A 19,675-nucleotide genomic window follows, 5' to 3' on the forward strand; every position below is an offset into this window, starting at 1 on the left:
TCAATTCATATTTACATTTTAATCCTTAAAGTGAACTTGAATGCAAGTGGTTTAATTTAAAATTTATACTTGCATTCAAGTCGACTTGAAGGTCTACAATAAATCCATTCTGAAATTGATTGGAGAATGATAAAATGACAACCAAGAGTAGATTCGGCATGGTATTGCCAATTATTCTAGTTAGTTACTTCTTAATTTTATTAGATAACTCAGTTGTATTCACTAGTACGGTGAAAATCGCTGCTGACTTAGGGATGTCTAAGGCAGATGTTAGCTGGGTCACTAATATCTATGCATTGATGTTTGGGAGTTTATTACTACTAGGTGGACGGCTAGGTGATTTATATGGACGCAAGGTAATCCTGATTATTGGAATTATTATTTTTACATTAGGATCGTTTTTAGTCGGGAGTTCGACTTCGGGAACCATGATTATTTTAATGCGAGCGCTGCAAGGAATTGGCTCCGCGATCTTAGCGCCGACGACCCTAGCATTGTTACTGGATAGCTATGAAGGTGAAACCCGGCAAAAAGCGATTTCATACTACGGGGTGACCGCAGGAATTGGTGCCAGCATTGGAATTATTGTAGGGGGCTTAATTACCACCTACGTTTCCTGGCGATGGGGATTTTACATTAACGTTCCAATTGGAATTGGATTAATTATTTTAGCTATGATTTTTATTCAAAAGGGAAGAACCAGGGATGCCCACTTAGATTACGTAGGGACCTTATTGTCTGTAGTGGGATTGTTCCTATTAGTTTATAGTATTAACGGTTCTAGTTATCGATTACCATCATTTTTAATTTCAATCGGATTGTTAGCATTATTTGTAATAATTGAAAAACGAAAGTCCAATCCACTGATGCCGTTCAAACTATTTGCTGATCCTGAACGTAGGTGGGCGTACGTAGCTAGATTTTTATTTGCTGGAATTGCGATTGCTTACTTCTTCTTGGTTCCTCAAACGTTGCAACAGGTTTATGGATACACACCACTAATGTCAGCATTAGCATTTATGCCTGAGACGATTCCACAGTTTATCTTTGGTTTGATCCAGTCTAAACTATCTAATCGTGTATCAAATAATACGCTACTGCTAATTGGAGTATCGATTACTGTCATTGGTGTAATCCTACAATTCATAATTGGATTAGAACACGGATATTTAATTGGGGTTGCTATTCCAATGGTGATTTTTGGGATTGGCCAGGGACTAGCATTTGGTCCATTAACCTCAGCTGGGGTGGCGCATGCCGACGATCAAATTGCTGGAGCAGCTTCTAGTGCGGTGAATGTATTCCATCAACTCGGTGCATCAGTTATTCTTTCAATGGTGGTGGCACTTTCTTCGATTCTTGCCACGCCAGTTGCTCAGTACCAACATGAATTTATGATTTTAGTTGTGGTGGGGATTTTGACCATCATTGCAGCTGGATTAATTAAACGGGCGGCAAATAAAGATTGACTTAAAGTTAGCTTTAATCGTTATAATGAAAATCAATGAGGTGATAAAATGAAAAAAGTTTTAATTATTGGGGCCACGGGTTCATTGGGCCGGACCTTAACAAACCAATTGATTAGTAATGATAACTATGAATTAACCCTGTTTGCTCGTTCAGCAACTAGCTTAAATTGGGATCCGAATAACGTTAAATTAATTGATGGCGATGTTTTAAATCAAGAAGATTTAGCATCTGGGTTAAAAAATCAAGATGCAGTTTTTGTAGCGCTAAGTGGACCATTATCCCAAATGGCAACTTCAATTGTAAATGCTTTACAAGCCTATCCAAGCGAAAGGTTAATCTTTATCAGCTCAATGGGAATTTATAATGAAATTCCAGCATCTGTCGGTGCAGGTGGGAACCTAGCTAACAATCCGATTTTACAACCGTATCGGGATGCAGCTGATATTGTTGCTGATAGTGGCCTTAATTATACCGTTATTCGCCCCGGTTGGTTTGACAACGGAAACGATGAATATGAAGTTACTAGCAAGACCGAACCATTTGGCGGTCATGATGTTTCACGAGCAGCAATTGCTGATTTAGTGACCAAAATTATTGATAATCCGGACCTATACAATCAGACCAGTATTGGGATTAACCGACCATAATTTAAGTGCTGTAGTAAAATTAAATTTTTATTACAGCACTTTCTTTTTGTAATTACGGATGTTATGTTATTGAGCGGATATTTATTAAATATTATAAAAAAGGCGGCTATATTTATGCAAAAATTTACAAATCGGGTTTCGCTCCTCTGTTCAGCAATGGTTTTAGGGACGTTAGCGATTCAGCCGTTAGCAGTTAATGCTAGTTCATCCCATCATCACGATGAGAAAGTTAGCAAGCAGGCTAAAAAGAGTCATCATGAAAAGAAGAGTCATCAATCTAAGTCTCACTCCAATATGGATAACAAGGATAGTAAGATCAACAAGAATACTAAGAACAATAAGACGCACCAATCCAAAAACAGTAGCTCAAATAATTCAACGCCAACCAGTCAAACGACCCCAACTGTTACTACTTCAGGTGCGGTAGGGTATGGTTCCAAAGCTACTGGTGGAACTGGGGCAACGACCGCAAATACTTTCCACGTTAGTACGCTACAAGACCTTAGGAGCGCTTTAAGTTCTAAGATTAGCGGCCCTAGAATTGTTTACATTGAAGGAAATATTGATGGGAACAATGGAAATACAGCAGCTAGTTATGCTCGGGAAACTGGCTACGACTTAAATTCATACTTAAATGCTTACAATCCATCCACTTATGGTAAAAACAAGCCTTCCGGAACCCAAGAACAAGCCCGTCAAAAAGCTGAAGATAACCAGGGAAAGAATGTTAAAGTTGATGTCCCAAGTAATACAACAATCATTGGGGCAAAGGGCGTAACCCTTTCAAATGTTAACTTCATGGTGGAAAGTAATAATGTCATCCTGCAAAATCTACATATGATTGCACCAGTTGACTACTTCCCGCAATGGGATCCTACAGATGGCAGCACTGGGAATTGGAATTCCCAGTACGATGCGGTATCACTAAAGGGTGCAACAAACGTTTGGTTAAATCACAACCACTTTGAAGATGGAACAACTTCCGATGCGAATGCAGCAACTTACTATGGTCGTCAATATCAACAACACGATGGACTAGTTGATATTACCGATGGTTCGGACTATGTCACTGCCAACTACAATATCTTTGCTGATCATGATAAGACGATGTTAATTGGTAGCTCCGACAGTGACACCAGTGATAGCGGGAAATTACACGTAACAATTGCAGATAACTACTTTTTAAACGACATCCAAAGAATGCCACGGGTTAGATACGGAGTTGTTGACGTGGTTAATAATTACTACCAAAACAACGGCGATACAGCCTATAAATTTAGTTACGCAATTGGTTCCGGACACCAATCAACGATCTTAGCTCGGAATAACGTTGTGGATTCAAGTGGGGTTTCAAATAGCCACCTCGTTGAAAATGATGGTGGAAATAACATCACTAGCGTTGGCAACGTCTTTAATGGCACTACGCTCAGCACAACGAATGGAAATGATAGTGCGGTTAACGATAATGTTACCGCCATTAGTGCTGATCAAGTTAAGGCAAACGTCTTAAACAACAGTGGAAATGATAAATAATTAACTCAATTAAATTGCAACACCAAAATCCCCGCTAGGTTGATTTGAACTTAGCAGGGATTTTATTGTTATTCTATTTATCATGCATTAATCTATTTGAGATGCTTCTTTTCCAGTGCCCTTAATTCCCTTTCAGTTGCAAGCATGTGATTATCAAAGTGACTGATTTTGTAGTCCAAATGGTCAATTGCAGCTTGAATATCATCCCGTTTTTCTTCCATAATTTCGCGTTGTTGCTTTAACAGAGCAAGTTGTTCATTTTCACTATTTTGGACCTGATCGAAAAGGTAAATATACTTTTTCAATTCATCAATTTCCATTCCAGCAGCCCGCATGGTCTTGGCAAAGTTGATCCGCCGAATTAAGTGTTCATCGAAGTCACGAATTCCAGAATTACTTCTTTCAACGTATGGAATAATATGTTCTTTTTCATAGTACCTAATGGTGGATGCAGGCACATTAGTAATTTCACTAACTTGTTTAATATTCATAAACTTAGCTCCTCCTTCTTAAACATAAACAATACGCCTTAAACTTCACTTTAAGTCAATCGATAATAATGGTTATTCTAACTTTAACTTTAAGCTATTTGGCAGCATTAATAAATAAAAAGCTTAGCGAAGGAGATTGATTATCTTCGCTAAGCCTTTAAATTAGTTATTCCGTTTGGAAATCAGTTCACCCATTTCTGATAATGATGCTGGTGAATCGTTAAATTGCATATGGGCTTGGATTAAAATTAGTTTTTCAGGATGGTTCTTTGCCTCTTGAAGGGCGGTTGTGAACTCATTTTCAGTATTAACGTCAAACGCTAAGTATTGATCATCACTAGCGCCAAACGCCTTGGGCATGAGGGTGTAGTTTAAGCTGGGCACGTCGTTATATACTGCATTCATGCCGTGAATCAATCTTTCAACAGTGTATCCATGATTATCAATGATGATAATAATTGGGTGTAAGTTATTTTTGATAAGCATTCCTAACTCTTGAATTGTTAACTGAAGAGAACCCTCTCCCGTTGACAAGATGTGGCGACTTTTGGGATCAGCTAGTTGGCTACCAATCATTGCGGGAAATGCATACCCAATTGATGCCCATAGTGGTTGGGCAACAAAATCCATCTTGGGCTTGAGGGTTAGTGGTGATAACCCAGAGAAAGAGGTTCCTGACTCTGCAACTAACGTTTCGCCAGAGGTAGTGGCAGCCATCAAAGCTTGGTCATAAAAATCTTGAGAAAGTGGGGCATCAGTTGTTTTTAGGGATTCAACTGGGTCAGCTTGGAATTCAAAGTCGCGGGGGCTAGAGAGGCTTTGTTCGGCAAGCTTAGTGACCACTGATTTAAAATTATAGTTATTCATGTAATGGTTACTTACCCCCAGAATATCAACGGACTCATTGTTAATCGAAATCATTTTCCGGTCATCAAAACTCTGGGTAAACATTGCGGTTACGAAATCAGTTAGCTTGGCGCCAATGCTTAAAACGAGGTCAGCTGAATCCACGATTGACTTCATCTTAGGGGTTGATAACGCTCCGTTATAGGTGCCGATGAACTGTGGTAATCCTTCGTCTACGGCGGCTTTACCGAGTGCCAAATCGGTAAACGGCAGTTGGTTGTTCTGGATAAACTTAGCAATTGAAGCTCCCAAATGGAGGTGCTTTAGTTCGTGTCCCACTAATACTAGCGGATGCTTAGACTGATTCATAAATTCCATAATCGTGTCAACCAGTTGATTTGTTTCTGGAGTCTGGGTAGCTCCTAGGTTAAATTGACTAGGAATCAAGTCACGTAACTTTTCGCTAACTGGCATCTTGGCAACGTCAATTGGAAGCGTTAGGTAAGCTGGTTTGCCAGTGTTGATCATTGATTGGACCAGTTCATTAATGTCGTCAACTGGATGGTCAAACGTTAAATCACGGGTGTTTAATCCTAAGACCCGGTGCATTTCGGTAAATCGATCGAAATCACCATCCCCAAAGCTATGGTGAACTAACAGGTGCTTTTCCATATTGGTGGTTTTGGGAGCGCCAACAATCGATAATACCGGAACATTTTCTGCGAGGCTGCCTGCTAGTCCATTGTCAGAACTTAAGTCCCCAACTCCAAAAGTAGTCACCAGGGCAGCAAAGCCCCGTTTTCTAGCGTATCCATCTGCCATATAAGCTGCGTTTAATTCATTTGCATTCCCAGCCCAGTGCATGTCATCACGCTCAACGATGTGATCTAAAAAGTCCAGGTTGTAGTCACCAGGGACCCCAAAAACCTCGTCACAATTCATAAATTTAATTACATCTACTAAGTAATCCGCAAGTGTATACATTTTAATCCGCTCCTTTAATTATTTGAATGATTCTAGTTTATTTAAAAACGAACTTCCCAACAATATTCATTGTGTTAAGATGTTATTAACTTTTGGTTATCATTGGAGTGCGATTAAAGAATGTTTACGCTAAATCAATTACGATATTTTTATACCCTTGCCCAAAAATTAAACTACCGCATGGCAGCGGATGAATTATACATTAGCGAGCCCGCTTTGAGTAAGCAAATCCATCAGCTAGAGGCTAATTTAAATCTAAAGCTATTTCAAAAACAGGGCCGCAACATTGTCCTATCTAAAGATGGTCATCAGATTATGATTCACGTTGTGAAGGTCCTTCGTCAAATAGATGAATTATCAGCATCAGTGGAACAAATTCAAAATCCCAATAATGCCAGTTTAAGGATTGGGATTTCGGGTAATCAAATGGTTTATAAACATTTGAGGGCCTTGAAAGTAGCATTTCCCAACTTAAGTGTGCACTTAAAGGAGTTGCAGTCGGCAAAAATTGTCCAACAACTTAAGGCTGGTGAACTAGACCTGGGGGTTACTTACCTGCCCGTTAATGATAACGAACTTACTAACCGCTTCATTTTAAACGATGATTTACTAGTCGTTGGAAGTAAGAACAATCCGTTGCTCAGCCAGCGAACCTCAATTGATTTAACTACGTTATCTCAAATGGAGCTAGCGGTTTTATCCGATGATTATTATGTCCGGAGGATGTTAGACCGTTTCTTTGCCGAGGAGTTGATTATTCCTAGTTACCAATTCGAACTTAATAACTACCAAAGTTGTATTAACATGGTGCTTAATACCAACGCCCTAACTGTGATTCCCCGTTCTTTTTTGAGCACTAATGATTTTAAAATGGTAACGGTAATCCCAATTAACAATGCCCCATTAAAATTACGAATGGGCCTAATTACTTTAAAGACGACGCCGTTGTCTAAGCCAATGCAAGTATTGAGAGCGCTTTTGATTAATGGCTGATTTGATTATGCTACAATTAAGTGAATACCAATTTAGGAGGAATTTAGAATGATTGTTGTAAACGTTAGAATTACGATTGATCCTAATAAACGGGATGAATATCTGAGCTTTATCGATGATTTAGTTACTAAGTCATTGCATGATAAGGGCAACTTAGCTTACGGTCACTACCAAGATGTCAACAACGAAAATCAGTACTTAATATTGGAACATTGGGATGGCCAAGCTAGTTTGGATGCTCACCTAGCCACACCACATTTGAATAATTTTAAGGATCACATTGGTGATTACGTTACTGAAAAGCCGGAGTTATTATTTATGCATCCTGAGCAATAGTCTGATTAAGTCGTCATTTTTAAAATGGCGGCTTTTTTGTTTAGATGAATTGCGTTTAAGAACATTTGTTCGTATAATAGTACTATAAATGAAGGAGGGATAAATATTGGACTATCTGAAAGAGCCGCACGGGGTATTTATGGTAATTGATAATAAGTCATTCTATGCAAGCGTCGAAAGCATTAAGTTAGGATTAAATCCAATGAAATCGGTTTTAGTAGTCCTATCCGAAAATGATAATACTAACGGCGGATTGATTCTGGCGACTTCTCCGCAAGCTAAAAAGCTTTATCACTTGAAAAACGTTGACCGGAAACGCGACTTGCCTAATGACGGCCGGATGATTATTGTGCCACCTAGAATGAACTTATACATCGAAAAAAATCTAGCGGTTAATAATGTTTTTAGACGCTTTGCCGCTGAGGCCGATGTTTATCCCTATTCGATTGATGAATCAATTATTGACATGACTAAGTCATGGCGATTATTTGGAGATACCCATAAATCGGTAGCCCGCGCCATTCAATTAGCGGTAAAAAAGGAACTAGGTTTGTATACGACCGTTGGAATTGGTGAAAATCCGATGCAAGCAAAGCTGGCTTTAGATATCTTAGCTAAGCATGATTACGACATGATTGGTGAACTAAATTATGAGACGTTTGCTCAAACAATTTGGCCGATTACGAATTTAAGTTCGATTTGGAGTATCGGAAAGCGGACAGCTCTGCACTTAAATGAGATTGGAATTGAATCAATGGGTGACTTAGCGAATACCGATCCCTACTACCTACAGCAAGAATTTGGGGTAATAGGCGGGCAACTATTTGCCTTAGCAAATGGGATTGATAGAGCCCAACTAGATCAGCCCGTTAAGGCCAAGTCCAAAAGTGTCGGTAATTCACAAGTGCTATCCCATGATTATCACCATGCTGAGGAAATTAAGGTTGTAATTAGAGAGATTGGCGAACAGGTTGCTGCACGGCTGAGGCATCAGCATAAACAGGCGACTAAGGTGCATCTACGGGTTGGTTTTAGCTTTGCTGCCCAGTCGGATGGGCTTGGAAAGGGATTTGCACATTCCCAAAAAATCGATGTCACTGATAGTACGGCGGAACTAATTAAAGTGCTGTTATCAATGTTTGATAAGTATTGGAATGGGGAAAGTGTACGTAATATTGCGGTGAACTATGGTGGACTAGTTGATGAGCATGGCGAACAAATTAACCTCTTTGATTCATTATCATCCCAAGTCAAAAGACATGACTTGGATAAGATAGTTGATCAAATTCGTGATAAATTTGGCACCAATTCAATTATGCATCCATATAATCTTAAACGGGGAGCTACCAGAATTACACGGAGTAACTTGGTGGGTGGCCATAATGGTGGAAATTCATTTAAATAGGAGGGGCACATTATGATTAAGCATCCAGTTAGCGACGAAACTGCACAGCGGTTTATTGATAATGATTTTCACGACCGGGGAATGATGAAATGGCAGGGGTTTATGCTAAGCGACCATACTGCATACATTGAACGAGAAAAACACCTAGCAGCAACGGTTACCCGTCCTCAACAGTCAATTAATGTTATTAGGGACTTAGTTCGGCAATCCTTAGATGAACACCTACCAACCGCAATTCAAATTAACTTTTGGGATCACGATCAGCCCATTGAAGTCAAGGGGATGGTAAAGGGTGTGCAATCAAATCAATTATTTATCCGGACTTCAAATGGGATTGAATCGTTTGCTACTGATTCAATTCGGAATGTTCATTTTATTCCAAATCAGTGATACTTTTTGAATTTTGGTTTACAATTAATTTGTGAACTAATTGGAAAAGAAGGAATTGCTTATGAAAAAATACGGATTATTGGCACTTGCGGTTTTTTCGCCCATCATATCAATTATTTTATTTTTTAATGCTAGGGTATGTTATAAAAATTATTATTATTTAAGTCACCTTTATCGTGGTGATTTAAAGTCAGACATTATTGGAACACCTTCTGGTGAAATAATCAGAATGTGGTTATCGTTATTATTTGGGTGTGCATTATTAATTATTTTTTTAATATCTCTTTATAAATATTTACGGTTGGATAATAAAGAATAGCCCGCTATGATAGCATTCTTGCTAATAATATCTTATTTGTTTCAAAAACATTATTTTTTGTGAGCTTTATATTTGTGTTATATGAAATAAGTGATATAGTAATATATGTAAATTAAATTATGAACAAAAATTAATAAACAATTTTGATTTAATTTATATGATATTAATTAATAAATTCTGGTTTACACTTGTGTTATGTACAAAATGTGTTATTGTATAGTCGAACCGAGGCGGATTATTATGAAAATAAATATAAAAGCGTACTTAGACGACAATAACCTATCTATTTATCGAGTTGCAAAAGCATCTGGATTTGGATACACCACACTTCATAAATCTTTTAATAAACAGCAATCTAGTTCGACTTCAATAAATTTACGTGATTTACGAGCGATTGCTATTGCTCAACATTTAAAAATGTGGGAAGTTCTCAAGAGACTTGAGGAGAGTTACTTAGGATTGTAACCAGTAATTTAAAACATTGTAAATAAAAAATTTTAATTTAATAAATAAGAAATGAGGAATGTTTTTATGGCTAGATTTTCTAATGACCCATTTGGTAATGATGGATTCGATGATATTTTCAATCAATTTTTTAACAATCATAATACTGGTGACGTTCAACGTCGCTACTCAGTGAATGGCCAGGAACTAACCCCTGAACAATTTGCTGAACTACAAAAAAATGGCCAGTTAAGTGGCCAACCACAACAAGGTGAAAAGAATGCTAAGGGTGGCATTCTTGAAAAGTTAGGGCGTAACTTAACCCAAGAAGCCCGTGACAAGAAATTAGATCCAGTTATTGGACGTGAAAAAGAAATTCAAGAAACTGCTGAAGTCCTTTCTCGGCGGATTAAGAATAATCCAGTACTAGTTGGTGATGCTGGAGTTGGTAAGACTGCTGTTGTTGAAGGACTAGCCCAGGCAATCGTTAAGGGTGATGTTCCAGCAGCAATTAAGAACAAGGAAATTATTAGTATTGATATTTCTGGACTTGAAGCTGGAACTCAATACCGTGGTAGTTTTGAACAAAACATCCAAAATTTGATTAAGGAAGTTAAGGCCAAGGGTAATGTAATCCTATTCTTTGACGAAATTCATCAAATTCTAGGTGCTGGTAATACGGGTGACGAAAGTGGCTCTAAGGGGTTAGCTGACATTATCAAGCCTGCATTATCCCGTGGTGAAATTTCAATTATTGGAGCAACCACTCAAGATGAATATAGAAATACAATTATGAAGGATGCTGCATTGGCTCGTCGTTTCAACGAAGTACAGGTAAAGGCTCCTTCAGATGAAATTACTTTCAGAATTTTGGAAGGAATTCGTCCATTATATGAAAAGCATCACAACGTCGAATTACCAGATAAGGTTTTAAAGGCTGCAATTGATTTTTCTGATCAATACATCCCTCAAAGACACTTACCTGATAAGGCAATCGATTTAATTGATATGACTGCTGCTCACTTAGCTGCTCAACATCCAGTTGTTGATCAAAAGCAAATCGAAGCAGACATCAAGAAGGAAACCGATGCTAAGCAAGCTGCCGCAGATAAAGAAAACTACGAAGAAGCTTTAAAGCACCAAAACAAGATTGAATCCTTAAAGGCACAGTTAGACGACAGTAGTGATCAAAAGAAGGCTACTGCAACTGTTGATGACGTTGCTAAATCCGTTGAAAGATTAACTGGAATTCCGGTTGCTAAGATGGGTTCTAGTGATATTGAACGGCTAAAGGGAATGGATTCTAGACTTCGTGGTAAGGTAATTGGTCAAGACGAAGCGGTTGAAGACGTTGCTCGGGCTATTCGTCGGAACCGGGCTGGATTTGATGAAGGAAATCGGCCAATTGGAAGTTTCTTATTCGTTGGGCCTACCGGTGTTGGTAAGACTGAGTTAGCAAAACAATTAGCCCTCGATATGTTCGGTAACAAGAGTGCAATTGTCAGACTAGATATGTCTGAATATTCTGATGCTACTGCGGTTTCTAAGTTAATCGGAGCCAGTGCTGGATACGTTGGTTACAATGACACTAATAACACTTTAACTGAAAAAGTACGGAGAAATCCTTACTCAATCGTCTTACTAGATGAAATTGAAAAGGCTAATCCACAAGTGCTAACCCTTTTACTTCAAGTGCTAGATGATGGTCGGTTAACTGATGCTCAAGGAAACACCGTTAACTTCAAGAATACCGTTATCATCGCAACTTCAAATGCTGGGTTTGGAAATGAACAACTTACTGGTGACAAGAAGACTGATGACGACATTCTAAAGAAGTTAGCTCCATACTTCAGACCTGAGTTCTTGAATAGATTTAACGCCATTGTTGAATTTTCACACTTAACTAAGGAAGACTTAAAGCAAATTGTTAACTTAATGTTATCAGACGTTAATAAGACCTTAGCTAAGAAGGGAATGGACGTTCACGTAACCGAAGAAGCCAAGGATTTATTGATTGAACAAGGTTATGATGAAGCAATGGGTGCTCGTCCACTTCGGCGAGTGGTTGAACAACAAATCAGAGATAATATCACTGATTTCTACCTTGACCACACTGATGTTAAACACCTTCTTGCATCCGTTAAAGATGGTAAGTTAGTGATTACTGAACGGACTGACGATGATAAAGCTACTGAATCATCAGAATCAGATCAAAAATAATTAGTTTAATAATTATCTAAGCATTGGTTGAATAACCAGTGCTTTTTTATTACATAAAGATTATAATTATAACTACATTTTAATAAAAGAGGTTAGTAATTTGAAAATTCATACCCTTGGTCCCGAGACAACGGATAGTTATAGCGCCTACCAATATGCGAAAATTCATTTTCCAATTATTAAGGACTATCAACTTGTCCTCCACCCATCGTTTCAGGATATCTATTCCAAAATTGCCCGGTATCATGGTGATTTATTTTTAGTCCCGGTTGCCTATCGAAATTCAGATGGAACGAATTGGACGGACTACAATTTAATTTACGGTCAGCAACTATCAATTATTAATTGTTTTAACCATCCCTTAAAGCAGATGGCTTTGGTTGAAAACCAATCTGTAAATAACGGGCGGGCAATTATTCATCCATCGACGATTGGAATCTTGAATCGGGAGTTACCTAGTGTTAATAAGGATCAGATTAACTTTGTTACTAGTAAGCCGTTAGCACTAAGTACGTTTTTGCAGGCTGATTACCAGTACGCAATTTTCAGTTATCCGGACTTTAAACCATATGACAATGATAACTATCGGACGTTAAAACTGATTGTCCCTCAAATGATTTGGTGTCTATACCAGATTAAATAGTTCCTTTTTTTGAATTAATACTTTTTATATAATAAAATATAGATAAATTGATTTACTATTAAGGAGATTAAATTAGATGATTAAATTAAAACGATTATTGTTACCAGCGCTAGCGGTTACTTTACTCGGCGGGGTTATTACGCCATCCGCAAACGCTAAAACGACTGTTCATCAGGGAGCCCCAAAGGCCCTTAGGGGAACTTGGATCACTAAAATGAAGGAATTAAAGAAGACGTTACGGGTCAAAGATTCACTTTATCAAAGATCAATTTGGTATGTTGGGTCTAAATCAACTGATGAATCAGGATTGTTTTATAAGACTAAGACTAAGCCAGCTAGCATGTTTAACGCTGAGGGTGGTAGCGGCGTTAACAGCGGGCTGAATTATACTAAGCAGGGGAATACTTACTACTTAAATTCAAAGGGTGGTAAAAATTACTTCCATTATAAAGCTAAGCTAGTTAATAACCATAAAATTAAGTTATACTTTAGCTCTGAAAAGAAGGCTACTAAGTGGCAATACATGGATGAATATTACAAGCAGTCTGATAAACTTGTTCACTTCACGACCAAGACTAAAATTAAATACTAACCAAAAAAATTCTGGCTCGAACGTTGAACCAGAATTTTTTAATGCAATTGTAAAAACAAAATCCATTAACCAATGTATAATAGATTTTATATGTTTTTTATTTGGAGATGGAATCATGATTTACATAAGACGCTTTTCAATCATGTTAGCACTGATGGGACTATTTATAATGGCCACCGGAAGTCACGTGAATGCAATGAAAACAGTTAACCAAAAACAACCTGCCATTACGAAGTGGGGGGCTGTTAAGATGGTTTACAACAAAAATATTATGCGTAAAAACCCTAAAAACTATTCCGTTGGGAATTACCCTGGCTCAGGCCGAATTAATCGAATGCGAGTTACATCCGGGGCGAAGCACGTTAAGTTTCAGACGGCGTACTTTTTATCACATAACACGTCAGCTAACTGGGCAGCTCCCCAGAGTGCTGCAAGGGTGGGCCGCTACGTTTACGTGATGTATAACTATAATGCTAAGTTCAAGGATAACCGTGATTTTATCGTGCGCTACGATACCCATAAAATTAAAAACTACGGCATTCCGCTTCACCATAAGGACACGAAGGTCGATGGTGTAAAAGTGGGTCCGGTTTTTAATGGTGGGCATGGCCAATCCCTTGCTTATAATCCAAAGAACAAACAACTCTGGTTTTTGAATATGGGTCGTGGATCTTACTACCATGTCAAGGCGGAGCGGGTATCGATAAAAACATTGCGCCCTAATTACCAGGTTCGTTTTAAGTTATCATTTAATAGTAGCTTGATGGATAACGTTTTGGCATTTGATAAACACGGGCGGGCATACACCTACGTAAGAAGTGGTGGTGGAAGTGTTAAACAGGGAGCCTATAAAATTTACTATGGATCCATTTCAACTAAGGGGGTTCATTTTAATCTAGCGCGGCGGGCCATTCGACATGCTGCCGGCCCAATTCCACAGGGCATGGGCTACAACCCTAAAAACAATCGACTCTACTTCGTTTCAGACGGCAGTATCTTATCAATCCCTGCGAATAAGGTAAACACCTTAAAACGACGTGATATTAAGTATGTGCACGTCAAGACTAATCGTGAATTTGAAGGAATTACATTTGATAAGCATGGACACGGTTTATTGTTAGTATTGCGCCCTGCTGAGTTAATGCGAATAACAGGTAATTTCTAATCAGTTTGATTTTTAAAGAGATTTGAAATCGTTAAAATTAAATTAACGGCGTCAACAAATGAAGTTAGTTTAATAAAATCAACCCCTGGGAGGCCATCTGCAGACTGAACTAGGTACAGATTCTCTGGAATTAATGCGGTTGGATCCATTGCTTCAGCTAGTTGATGGCTTCGTTTTACGTACTCACTTCGTTGTTGATGGTATAAGTTGGTAAAAAAAGGATCGTTATTAAAGAGGGTGAAGTGAATATTATTGACATTGTTTTCCTGCCGTTCCGCAATCAAGGTCATCTGAACCGAAAAGCGGTCTAACTTATGAACCAGGTTAATTTTAATTTGAGGGTTATCTGACTTAGGATCAATTTCAATTGATTCGGTTTTTAGGAGGCTGAACCGGGTTGTCATTTCTCTTTCCACGGTTTTAGCCATTTCATATCCAGTGATTTGATTCATTATAAATTCCTCCTGATGGTTTAGGTTAAATAATATTGATATTATCCTGATTAAAGCATTATAATTACTAATGTAACGCTAATGGGGGATAATTACATATGATTATTAATTGAAACTGCTTAATTATTGAAACCTCCTTCATTTTTAGTTACAGTAATTTTGCGGATGAAGGGTGATACTAAATGAAGAGTAAAAAGTGTCCAGAGTGTGGAACGCCAGTTACAGCTAACGACACGGTTTGCCCTAACTGTGGTTTTAGTTTCAGGGCGGTAAATGCAATTGGAGCAGGCGGCATTCCAACTGGTAATAACGGATATAATTTAAACGTCAAGCTACCAGAAATTATTTCAAGTAGTTTGAACGAAGATATTCAAGTCAATCAAATTACCACCTATAAAAAATCGATGGGTTTTTCTGATCGAACTGATAACATTGTGTTTGCACAAAACTATAATAAAAAGCAGCCCCTAGCCTTAATTTGGGATTTACTGGTTGCTAAATCTTATATTTTATCCTTCGAGAAGGATGGAATCCTGTTTATCGGGATTGGTGCTTCTGGCCAACTAACTGGTAAAAATGCGTACCTTGCTGATCTAGAGATTAAAGAATTTGATTTTCGGTATGGATTTGGTAAACGGGTCCTCACGATTCGTTCCACCAGGGGCTTGATTAAGCTGACCTGTCCACTAACTATCAAACAAAATACATTTCAAAAGCGCAACCTTACTAATATTGGTGAGTTGACTGATCAATATAATGTTTGGATCGACCAAAAATAATAGGATGCTAATTAGTTAGCACCCTATTATTTTTAGTTAATTTTCCGTTTAGGATTTAGAATGTGCATTGGGTCTAGCAATGATTTAATTTGTTGTTGAAGATAATCAACTTCACCGCCAAGTTGACGATTGGACCATTCATTTTTTAGTAAACCAACTGAGTATTCACCAGTAATAGTTCCGTTTAGTTCAATTGTCTTACGGTAAAGTTGCTCAACGGCTTCAATGACGTTAGCTGGAATATCCTTAGCATCCTTTGGCCAACCAATGACCGGATGGACAGTTCCATCTCCAGCGTATGCTGCCGTAAAGAGATCGACTGAAAGGCGCTGCTTTAGTTGGTCGGCAAATTGCATGAGGGTGGTAAATTTGCTCAACGGTACTGTTAAATCAGACATAAAGAATTGGCTCTGCTTATCGGAGTAAATTGCTGGAAACATTGCAAGTGCTAGTCCAGCAATCGCTTTTACTTCGTCCGGGTCGGAACTAAGTTTAACTTTGGCCCCGTTTAATTGCTTGAAGATGTCTGAAATGGCGTCAAATGCCTGGTCATTACTCCCAGTTACTTTAACGATTAGCATTGCCTGGCCAGCTTCATGGTAGTCAGTGTGGTTAAGGTTATCCATTGCAGTTAGGATGTTAACATCGTAAGCCTGCATTAGGGATGGATAAATTCCGGAATTGCGAATTCTAGTTGCGGCTTGGTTCAAGGTATCTAAATCCTTAAATACGGCAGCTCCAGCAATTGTTTTTCCTAGTGGAATTGGGAATAGCTTTACTGTGATTTCAGTAACGATTCCAAGGGTTCCTTCTGAACCGACGAACAAATGGGTTAAGTCATACCCAAATGAGTTTTTATAGGTATCAGATCCGACGTGAATCTCCCTGCCGTCAGCAAGGATAACGGTAAGAGCAAGGACAGAATCCTTAGTAGTACCAAAGCGCAGGGCGCTCGCACCGCCAGCATTGGTGTTGGTGTTGCCACCAATGGATGAAAAAGTTCTCGAACCTGGATCGGGGGCGTATAGCATGCCAACCTTATCGGCCGCCTGATTTAATTGATTATTAATGACCCCCGGTTGAACTACCGCTAGTTGATCGTCAGGATCGACCTTGATGATTTGATTCATTTTTTCAGTTGAAATCATGATGCCCCGGTCGATGGCGTTAGAACCTGAAACCAGGCTTGATCCAGTCGTTTTAGGAATAACGGGCAGGTGGTATTTTCTAGCCACCGCTAAAACTGCCTTAACATCCGCTGCATTAGTGACACTTACTAATGCAGTGAGCTGTGCATTACTTTGGACCAATCCGTCTGAGTCACTAACCAGTTTAGCCAACGCTGCTTGGTCCGTTGTAATATCGGCGTTAGGAGCCCCTGATTTTAAATCGGTAATTACATCTTGGTTTGAAAAAGCATTAAAAATAGTCATTGTTTACCTCCTGGTTAAGTCTAATTGTACTTTAATTTTAACTGTTTTTTGATTTTGTACAATCAATATGCTCAGAAGAGAAGTTATTAATTGTAAGGATTGGCTATCTGTTATAAAATTTAGCTAATTGTTTTATACATAAAAGGTTGGTGAAATGAATGTTTAATGAAATTGGGAATGCAATTATTAAAAATCGGTTAGTCGGCAAGGCTGCTAAAATTGGCACTGGAATCGAGGTTGAACGGGACCGAATTGATGAGTCAGGACACCTTAGTACGCAACCATATCCACACGATATTGGGAATGAGGCCACTAATCCCTGGATTACCAATGACTTTTTGGAGACAATGTCGGAAGTGGTCACGCCTCCCGCAAAAAATGACTTAGATACGCTGCACTATTCATATGCAATTACGTTGACGCTGAGAAAGGCATTGGCTAAAAATGAAATGCTATGGCCGCTATCAATGCCACCAGTACTGCCGAAGGTGAAAGATGAGTCCTTATTAGCAAAGGCGAGCCCTAAAAAGCGGAAGTATATTGAGGGGCTCTACCATCGTTATGGGGTCTCCAGACAAACGCCTAGTGGGGTTCACATTAACGTTAGCATTGATGATGAAATCATTGCCTTTTTATTGGAGCACTTTGGGACCCGATTTAAACGTAGCGTGGATGTTCAAAATTACGTTTATCCGATTGTTGCGCAGGGCTTCATTAAGTACCGTTGGTTACTGACCTACTTATTCGGGGCTAGTCCTGTGGCTCAAGCTAACTACTTTAAACCCGGGGAAGGACCAACCCATCCGGTGCGGAGCATTCGACAGAGTAGCTACGGCTATCCCACTTCATTTGCGGTGGATTATTCCAGCGTGGAAAAGTATGCCGAAAAAATTATGAATGCCGTTAAAGATGGTAAAATCATGTCGATTGCTGAATTTTACGGTGCGGTACGGTTCAAGGGCAGTAAGGATTTAAACGAACTTAAAGAAAAGGGAATTAAGTACATTGAACTCAGAATGTTTGATCTGGATCCGACTGCTGATGTTGCGTTGAAGACTACCACCTTAAGATTTGTGCGACTATTGATGCTCTACTTTGTCATGGTAGGATCCACTAGCACTGATGACGTTACAGCGGAGCTTGCTACGGCTCAGCAGATGAACGAAGAGGTCGCGGTTGAAAATCCAACTGACAAGTGTAAATATGAATCAGAAGCCCGCGAATTTACAGCCAGATTGCGTGAATTTGTTAATTACTTGGAGCTGGGACCAGAATACCTTGAGGTGTTAAATGATGTTGAAGATAAGGTTAATAACCCCAATTTAACGCTTAGTGGATACCTAGTATCCCAGATTAAAGATGGTTCATTATTAGACTTTGGGATTGCAAAGGCTAAGCAATATCAATCCGATGGCCTAGAATCTAAGTACCAATTTAATGGTTTTAAGGGAACTGATGGCAATATCAGTGCGGAACAATTAAAACAGGGATTATTTGATGGAAATTGGCAACCTAAATAAAAAAGAATTCCATTATTTACTTAATTAAGTAAGTAACGGAATTCTTTTTTAGATTCCTCTAATTAACATAATTGCTGCTAATGTAAAGATTGAAATAACGGTTGAAAAGAAGAGGGTTGAAACCATTTCCTTTTCAGCAACATGGTATTGATTAGCAAAAGTGGTAATGATTGCGGCACTAGGAATTCCAGTAGTAACTAAGATTTGGGTCATTACTGGTTGACTAGTGTGTGTCAAAGTCATTATTATGAACATAATAACTGGCACAATAATCAACTTTAGAAATACGTTAATACCAACATTGAACGAAATACTTGGCTTGAGCCGTTCTAGGATAATTCCAGATGAGAATAACGCTAAACCACTGGTTGCTCCACCAATAACGGTAAAGTTTCTAACCCAAATAAGGTCAAGGTTGAAGCCCATAAATACCAGGATGGAAGCAATGATTGGGGCAAACACCACCGGCTTTTTAAAAGCGGCGACAAAGTGTTTTAAATATGAAGAGTTACCATTTTGATCCATTGAAATTAAGATGATCGTAAGGGGCATTTGGAAAAGGTTTAAAATGATGCCCCCAAATGAAATAATGAGGGCACTTTCCTTTGGAAAAACTGTCCCTAGGATAATTGGACCCACGTAAACAATTGAAGGTCCATTAATTGCCAGTGCTCGAATTCCTGCGATACTAATTGGTCTTCTAAGGATGAAGTGTGAGATGAAGAAGGTAATTAGATAACCACCAATCATGGCAACCATTACCCAAAATCCGACTGATAAATTATCAATAATCGTAGCGCTCTTGATTGACATGATACTTCCGAATAAACTAAAGGGTAATGCAAAATTTAACACAAATGCATTAAATCGGGATGCATCGTTTAAATCAAAGCGTTTCCGATACGAAGAATAATAACCAACTAGTAACGTGACAATAATGGGGCATAGTGCACCAACTACTTTTATGAACATAATAATTTCCTCCCGTGTCGAACATTAGATTTTTCAGAATC

The 19,675-nt window shown here is 38.7% G+C and carries 20 protein-coding genes; 15 read left to right on the forward strand and 5 right to left on the reverse strand.

All coding sequences use genetic code 11. The features are described 5' to 3' along the window. The first annotated feature begins 134 nt into the window (after window positions 1-134). From HZL42_RS07510 to HZL42_RS07520, 3 genes are all read left to right on the forward strand, one after another. A complete protein-coding gene (locus HZL42_RS07510; RefSeq protein ID WP_219283038.1) occupies window positions 135-1,469 on the forward strand; it encodes an MFS transporter in 1,335 nt (444 codons plus the stop codon). 48 nt (window positions 1,470-1,517) lie between these two features. Further along, the gene (locus HZL42_RS07515) at window positions 1,518-2,117 is read left to right on the forward strand and encodes an NAD(P)H-binding protein (RefSeq protein WP_219283039.1); all 600 of its coding nucleotides are present in this window, start codon (window positions 1,518-1,520) and stop codon (window positions 2,115-2,117) included. Window positions 2,118-2,231: 114 nt separating this feature from the next. After that, the gene (locus tag HZL42_RS07520; protein WP_255552609.1) at window positions 2,232-3,650 is read left to right on the forward strand and encodes a polysaccharide lyase family 1 protein; all 1,419 of its coding nucleotides are present in this window, start codon (window positions 2,232-2,234) and stop codon (window positions 3,648-3,650) included. A gap of 92 nt (window positions 3,651-3,742) precedes the next feature. Here the strand turns inward: HZL42_RS07520 and HZL42_RS07525 are convergent, their stop codons facing one another. After that, window positions 3,743-4,141, reverse strand: a complete 399-nt coding sequence (locus tag HZL42_RS07525) for a MerR family transcriptional regulator (RefSeq protein ID WP_219283040.1) — start codon at window positions 4,139-4,141, stop codon at window positions 3,743-3,745. A gap of 162 nt (window positions 4,142-4,303) precedes the next feature. Then, window positions 4,304-5,971, reverse strand: a complete 1,668-nt coding sequence (locus HZL42_RS07530) for an alpha-keto acid decarboxylase family protein (RefSeq protein WP_219283041.1) — start codon at window positions 5,969-5,971, stop codon at window positions 4,304-4,306. A 120-nt stretch (window positions 5,972-6,091) separates the two neighbouring features. Here HZL42_RS07530 and HZL42_RS07535 point away from each other — a divergent pair, with 120 nt between their 5' ends. From HZL42_RS07535 to HZL42_RS07580, 10 genes are all read left to right on the forward strand, one after another. Then, the gene (locus HZL42_RS07535; RefSeq protein WP_219283042.1) at window positions 6,092-6,964 is read left to right on the forward strand and encodes a LysR family transcriptional regulator; all 873 of its coding nucleotides are present in this window, start codon (window positions 6,092-6,094) and stop codon (window positions 6,962-6,964) included. Window positions 6,965-7,012: 48 nt separating this feature from the next. After that, window positions 7,013-7,300, forward strand: a complete 288-nt coding sequence (locus HZL42_RS07540) for a putative quinol monooxygenase (RefSeq protein ID WP_219283043.1) — start codon at window positions 7,013-7,015, stop codon at window positions 7,298-7,300. 106 nt (window positions 7,301-7,406) lie between these two features. Continuing rightward, complete coding sequence (locus HZL42_RS07545; protein WP_219283044.1) at window positions 7,407-8,705, forward strand: Y-family DNA polymerase; 1,299 nt, start codon at window positions 7,407-7,409, stop codon at window positions 8,703-8,705. Between the two features lie 12 nt (window positions 8,706-8,717). Continuing rightward, window positions 8,718-9,095, forward strand: coding sequence for a hypothetical protein (locus HZL42_RS07550; RefSeq protein WP_219283045.1), 378 nt, complete (start codon window positions 8,718-8,720; stop codon window positions 9,093-9,095). Window positions 9,096-9,156: 61 nt separating this feature from the next. Then, the gene (locus HZL42_RS07555; protein ID WP_219283046.1) at window positions 9,157-9,414 is read left to right on the forward strand and encodes a hypothetical protein; all 258 of its coding nucleotides are present in this window, start codon (window positions 9,157-9,159) and stop codon (window positions 9,412-9,414) included. A 240-nt stretch (window positions 9,415-9,654) separates the two neighbouring features. Further along, the gene (locus tag HZL42_RS07560) at window positions 9,655-9,879 is read left to right on the forward strand and encodes a transcriptional regulator (protein ID WP_219283047.1); all 225 of its coding nucleotides are present in this window, start codon (window positions 9,655-9,657) and stop codon (window positions 9,877-9,879) included. 66 nt (window positions 9,880-9,945) lie between these two features. Further along, window positions 9,946-12,078, forward strand: a complete 2,133-nt coding sequence (locus tag HZL42_RS07565; RefSeq protein WP_219283048.1) for an AAA family ATPase — start codon at window positions 9,946-9,948, stop codon at window positions 12,076-12,078. Window positions 12,079-12,178: 100 nt separating this feature from the next. After that, entirely contained in the window at window positions 12,179-12,721 is a 543-nt protein-coding gene (locus HZL42_RS07570; protein ID WP_219283049.1) for a hypothetical protein, read from the forward strand. Window positions 12,722-12,797: 76 nt separating this feature from the next. Next, window positions 12,798-13,313, forward strand: coding sequence for a hypothetical protein (locus HZL42_RS07575; protein WP_219283050.1), 516 nt, complete (start codon window positions 12,798-12,800; stop codon window positions 13,311-13,313). Window positions 13,314-13,428: 115 nt separating this feature from the next. Next, window positions 13,429-14,478, forward strand: a complete 1,050-nt coding sequence (locus tag HZL42_RS07580) for a hypothetical protein (protein ID WP_219283051.1) — start codon at window positions 13,429-13,431, stop codon at window positions 14,476-14,478. On the opposite strand, the gene HZL42_RS07585 is transcribed toward HZL42_RS07580, so the two are convergent. Then, on the reverse strand, window positions 14,475-14,930 hold the full coding sequence (locus HZL42_RS07585) for a hypothetical protein (RefSeq protein WP_219283052.1): 456 nt from the start codon (window positions 14,928-14,930) through the stop codon (window positions 14,475-14,477). The two genes, HZL42_RS07580 and HZL42_RS07585, sit on opposite strands and share 4 nt — an antisense overlap. A gap of 182 nt (window positions 14,931-15,112) precedes the next feature. Between HZL42_RS07585 and HZL42_RS07590 the strand changes: the two genes are divergently transcribed. Next, window positions 15,113-15,709, forward strand: a complete 597-nt coding sequence (locus HZL42_RS07590; RefSeq protein WP_219283053.1) for a zinc ribbon domain-containing protein — start codon at window positions 15,113-15,115, stop codon at window positions 15,707-15,709. A gap of 32 nt (window positions 15,710-15,741) precedes the next feature. Here the strand turns inward: HZL42_RS07590 and HZL42_RS07595 are convergent, their stop codons facing one another. Then, complete coding sequence (locus tag HZL42_RS07595; RefSeq protein ID WP_219283054.1) at window positions 15,742-17,142, reverse strand: FAD-binding oxidoreductase; 1,401 nt, start codon at window positions 17,140-17,142, stop codon at window positions 15,742-15,744. Between the two features lie 158 nt (window positions 17,143-17,300). Between HZL42_RS07595 and HZL42_RS07600 the strand changes: the two genes are divergently transcribed. Beyond that, on the forward strand, window positions 17,301-18,662 hold the full coding sequence (locus HZL42_RS07600; RefSeq protein WP_219283055.1) for a glutamate--cysteine ligase: 1,362 nt from the start codon (window positions 17,301-17,303) through the stop codon (window positions 18,660-18,662). A gap of 48 nt (window positions 18,663-18,710) precedes the next feature. Here HZL42_RS07600 and HZL42_RS07605 read toward each other — a convergent pair whose 3' ends face one another. Then, entirely contained in the window at window positions 18,711-19,634 is a 924-nt protein-coding gene (locus tag HZL42_RS07605) for an AEC family transporter (RefSeq protein ID WP_219283056.1), read from the reverse strand. Window positions 19,635-19,675: the final 41 nt, after the last annotated feature.

This window comes from Lactobacillus sp. Sy-1, from assembly GCF_019303535.1.
Lineage (GTDB): Bacteria > Bacillota > Bacilli > Lactobacillales > Lactobacillaceae > Nicoliella.